The sequence below is a fragment of the Micromonospora sp. M51 genome (genome assembly GCF_018070305.1).
Classification (GTDB): Bacteria; Actinomycetota; Actinomycetes; order Mycobacteriales; family Micromonosporaceae; genus Micromonospora; species Micromonospora parva.
In genome coordinates this window covers 1-4,094 of the sequence record NZ_JAGPXZ010000574.1, presented here as the reverse complement: position 1 = coordinate 4,094, position 4,094 = coordinate 1, and the positions used below count along the sequence as shown (strand labels likewise).

The following is a 4,094-nucleotide window of genomic DNA, read 5'->3' as shown; positions in this document are numbered from 1 at the left end:
AGATATCGGCGCGGGTCGCGAGAGTGCGGCAGGACGCCACGGACCGCGTCGGTGAACGCCACGTTGAGGGCGGTACCAACATTGATCTTCACCATGCCCTGACCGACAGCGGCGCGGATCTGCTCCAGCGGCACCCCGGAGGAGCCGTGCAGGACCAACGGCACCGGTACGGCCTCGCGGATCGCGGCCACCAGGTCGAGATCCAGCGAGGCGGTCCGGTCGGCCATCGCGTGCGAGCTGCCCACCGCGACCGCCAGCGCGTCGACGCCGGTCTCGGCGACGTAGCGGGCGGCCTCGGCCGGGTCGGTGCGGACCCCGGCGGTGTGCGCGCTCGCCGGGGCGTCCGGTTTACCGCCGACGTAGCCGAGTTCGGCCTCCACCCACAACCGGTGGTCGTGCGCCCACTCGGTCGCCTTGCGGGTGGCCGCCACGTTGGCGGCGTACGGCAGCGCTGACGCGTCGACCATCACGGAGCTGAACCCGGTGTCGGGCGCCCGCTCCAGCAGGGTTGTGTCGTCGACGTGGTCCAGGTGCAGCGACAGGGTGGCGCTGGACAGCCAGGCGACCTCGGCCGTCGCCGCGGCGATGGCCGACACACCGGAGTGGTAGCGCGCGGCGTTCTGACTGATCTGCAGGATCGCCGGTCGGCCGGCCCGCTCCGCCGCGGTGGCGATGGCCTGGGCGTACTCGATCGTGATCACGTTGAACGCGAGCACGCCGGTACCGGCAGCCTGGGCCGCCGCCACCAGGTCGGCGGTGGGAACGAGGGTCATCAGCGGCCTCAGGCGACCGGCGCGGTGAGGACGACGGACCGGGTGAGCAGCCGGGGCTGATCCGGATGCAGACCGCGACGCACCGCCAGCTCGACCGCGAGCCGCTGCGCGGTCGTGAGGTGAGCCATGGCGTCGATGTCCTCGTGCACCACGATCGCGCCGGTGGGTGCCAGGTCCTCGAGGAGGCCCGGTGCCACCGGCCCGAAGATCCAGACCACGGACCGGTGGTCCACCACGCTGATCGGACCGTGCCGGAACTCCATCGCCGGGTACGACTCGGCCCACATCTGTGCCGCCTCGCGCAGTTTCAGGGCGGCCTCGTGCGCCACGCCCACCGTCCAGCCGGTGCCGAGGAAGGTGAACTGGTCCCGACCGACCACGGCCGGGTCCAGTGGGGCGCCGAGCTGGGCCCGCGCCTGGTCGATCGTCTCGGTCAGGTCCGCACCGAGGCCCGCACGCCAGAGGGCGAGCGCGGTCGTGGCGAAGCGGGTCTGCACCACCGACTGCTCGTCGGCGAAGTCGAGGACGACGCAGTCGCTCACCAGCCGGGTCACCGGCCGGTCGGCGTCGGTGGTGAGCACTGTCGAGCGGCTGCCGGGCGGCAGTTGCTCAAGGAGTCGGATCACCTCGGTGGTGGTGCCGGAACGGGTGATGGCGACGACCCGGTCATAGCGTCGCCCGGCGGGGAATTCCGAGGCGGCGAAGGCGTCGGTCTCCCCCTGGCCCGCCGACTCCCGCAGCGCCGCGAAACTCTGGGCCATGAAGTACGAGGTGCCGCAGCCCACCACGGCGACGCGTTCGCCCGGCTGGGGCAGTGCCTGCGCCACGCCCGGTCGGGCGACCAGATCCACGGCGCGACGCCACGTCTCGGGCTGGGAGGTTATCTCGGCGGCGACGTGCGACACGATTCCTGCTCTCTGTCGGTGCGGGGCTCTTCCAGTTGTTCGACGGTGGTTCCGGGCAACAGCCGGGAAGCCACGACGGCGTCGTACTCGCCGGCCCACCGGCAGGCGACGGCGGCCGCCGAGACGGCAGCGCCTCGGGCGAGGACGTCCCGCCAGGGCGTGCGGGTGAGCAGCCCGTACGCGAGCACGGCCGCGAGGGCGTCACCGGCACCGGTCGGGTTGCCGGCCATCCGTTCGGGCGCGTGGGCGCTGTAGGCGACCCCGCCGTTGACCGCCACGAAGCCGTCCGCGCCACGGGAGACGACTCCGGCGACGGCGCCGAGCCGGACGAGCCGGTGCGCCACCCGCACGGCGTCGTCGCGGGTGCGCACCGGGCGGCCGAGCAGTTCCGCCGCCTCGTGGACGTTGGGTTTCACCAGCGTCGGCGCGGCGGCCAGCGCGTGCCGCAGCGCGGCGCCGTCGGTGTCCACGATGGTCTGGACCCCGCCGGCCCGGGCGATGGTGACGAGATCGCGGTACGCGGTCTCGGGGACACCCGGTGGCCGGCTGCCGGAGAGCACCACCACCCGTGCCGCCCGGACCCGCTCGGCGAACTGCTCTCGGAACGACTCCCACTGGGCGACGGTGACGCGCGGGCCCGGTTCGTTGAGGACGGTCGCCGTGCCTCGCCCGAGGACGGTCACCGTCCGGCGGGTCTCCGTGTCGAGGCGGGTGAATCGCGCCGGTACGCCGGCCGTCGCCAGCTCGGCCTCGATCCGTTCGCCGGCTGCCCCACCGGCCAGGCCGAGGACCATCGTCTCGACGCCCAGCTGCCGCAGGACCCGGGCGACGTTCAGGCCCTTGCCTCCGGCACGGGACACCACGTCCGTCACCCGGTGGGAGGTGTCCGGCACCAGGTCGGGCACGGTGTAGGTGACGTCGAGGGCCGGATTGAGCGCCACCGAGATGATCAGGTCGCCGCGCGCCCGGGAGTCTGGCGGACCGCCGTTCAGATCTCGTTTCATGTCCGCCTCTTCCAGAAGATGCCAGCCACACGAGCACGCATGATCTTTCGTGACATTCAGATGCCAGAATCAATCAGGATGTTGCAGACCCTAGGGATCTGACCCCGGCGGCGTCAAGGTCGGTCCTGAGCGCTCCGACACCGTCACCGCCCCTGCGGGCACCGCATCGAGGGAGCGTCGCGGTGTTCGAGCAGCCCCGGCGGGCGGGGTTCCGACCTGGCAGGAATTTTGCATCAACTTGCACGGGCCGCCACCGAGCCGGAGGCCGAGCGGCGGCCGAGGGCGGGGCAACGGCTCTCTTGACGAGGGTCGATATCACTCGTAAGTTCGTCCGACATCTGACGTAGGACATTCCCCCGCTGTCCGAAGGACATCAATGACCACACGCCTCCCCCGCCGCGCGGTCGCGCTGGCGGGCGCCGCCGGTGCCCTCGCCGCCGTCGTCCCGCCCGGCCGCGCCGACGCCGCCATCGCCTCGACGTCCCTCCCGGTGCTCGGCGTCGCCGACGACTGGAACACCGTCCTCGCCCGTACGCCTCAGGTGCAGCTCGCGCCCGGCGCCACGTACACCCTCACCGCTCCGGTCGCCCTGCCCGACCGCTGCCTCATCGTCGGCAACGGCGCGACCGTCACCGTCCCCACCGACCAGAGCGGCGCGCTGTCCATCGTGGGCCGCAGCGGCGTCACCATCAGCGGCGTCCACTTCCTCGGACGCCAGTCCAGCCCGGTCGGCACCGCGCCACAGTTCGCGCACGTCGCCGTCCGGATCAGCCGCAGTACCGGCGTACGGATCCTGGACTGCGACTTCACGAACTGGCGCGGCGCGGGCCTGGCGATCACCGGATCGGCCGCCGACGACTACTTCGGCTACCGGCTCAAGGTCAGCGGCAACGCCTTCCACCGCTGCTACTTCGGTGTCTCGCTGGCCGACCGCAGTGAGTACTCACAGTTGACCGCGAACAGCTTCACCTCGTGCCGACTCGCGATCTGGAACTCGTCGGGGAACTGGACGATCAACGGCAACGTCGTCGTCGGCTGCTACGGCGCCTACTACTCGTTCGCCCAGACCAGCCCGTACGGGGCGCTCGCCAGTGACAACTGGGGGCACGGCAGCCTGACCGGCAACACCGTCAACCACTGCAACGGTGGCGTCCCGGTGCGCTGGAGCACCGCCCTGTCCTTCCCCATCGGCGGGGTCGAGCGCAACCCGGGCACCGGCGTCGTCGTCGACGGCGTCCTGCCACCGACCTTCACCGGCAACACCCTCTGGTACAGCGACATCCGCGCCACGAACCTGCTCGGCACCCGGTGGCTGCTCTCCGGGTGCACGCTCTCCAACCTCGCCGTCACCTGCTCCGGCGCCGCGCCTGTGCACCTGGTCGGCACACAGTCCAACAGCGGCACCACGCCCC

4 protein-coding genes are annotated in these 4,094 nt (G+C 71.9%); 1 reads left to right on the top strand and 3 read right to left on the bottom strand.

Annotation, left to right across the window (positions count from 1 at the left end; genetic code table 11):
- The 3 genes from KBX53_RS24760 to KBX53_RS24750 form a co-directional block, all read right to left on the bottom strand.
- Positions 1-773 (bottom strand): class II fructose-bisphosphate aldolase (locus KBX53_RS24760; protein ID WP_210861930.1); only part of this gene is annotated, 773 nt, incomplete at its 3' end.
- Positions 774-781: 8 nt separating this feature from the next.
- On the bottom strand, positions 782-1,678 hold the full coding sequence (locus tag KBX53_RS24755) for an SIS domain-containing protein (RefSeq protein ID WP_210861928.1): 897 nt from the start codon (positions 1,676-1,678) through the stop codon (positions 782-784).
- Positions 1,654-2,682 (bottom strand): 1-phosphofructokinase family hexose kinase, encoded by a 1,029-nt coding sequence (locus KBX53_RS24750; RefSeq protein ID WP_210861927.1) that lies wholly within the window; start codon positions 2,680-2,682, stop codon positions 1,654-1,656. Before KBX53_RS24750 ends, KBX53_RS24755 begins: the two co-directional genes overlap by 25 nt.
- Positions 2,683-3,058: 376 nt before the next feature.
- Here KBX53_RS24750 and KBX53_RS24745 point away from each other — a divergent pair.
- A partial coding sequence (locus KBX53_RS24745) for a right-handed parallel beta-helix repeat-containing protein (protein ID WP_210861926.1) occupies positions 3,059-4,094 on the top strand: 1,036 nt, incomplete at its 3' end.

Coding starts and splice junctions, on each gene's coding strand:
- KBX53_RS24750 (WP_210861927.1), bottom strand. CDS start 2,682: ATGAAACGAGATCTGAACGGCGGTCCGCCAGACTCCCGGGCGCGCGGC.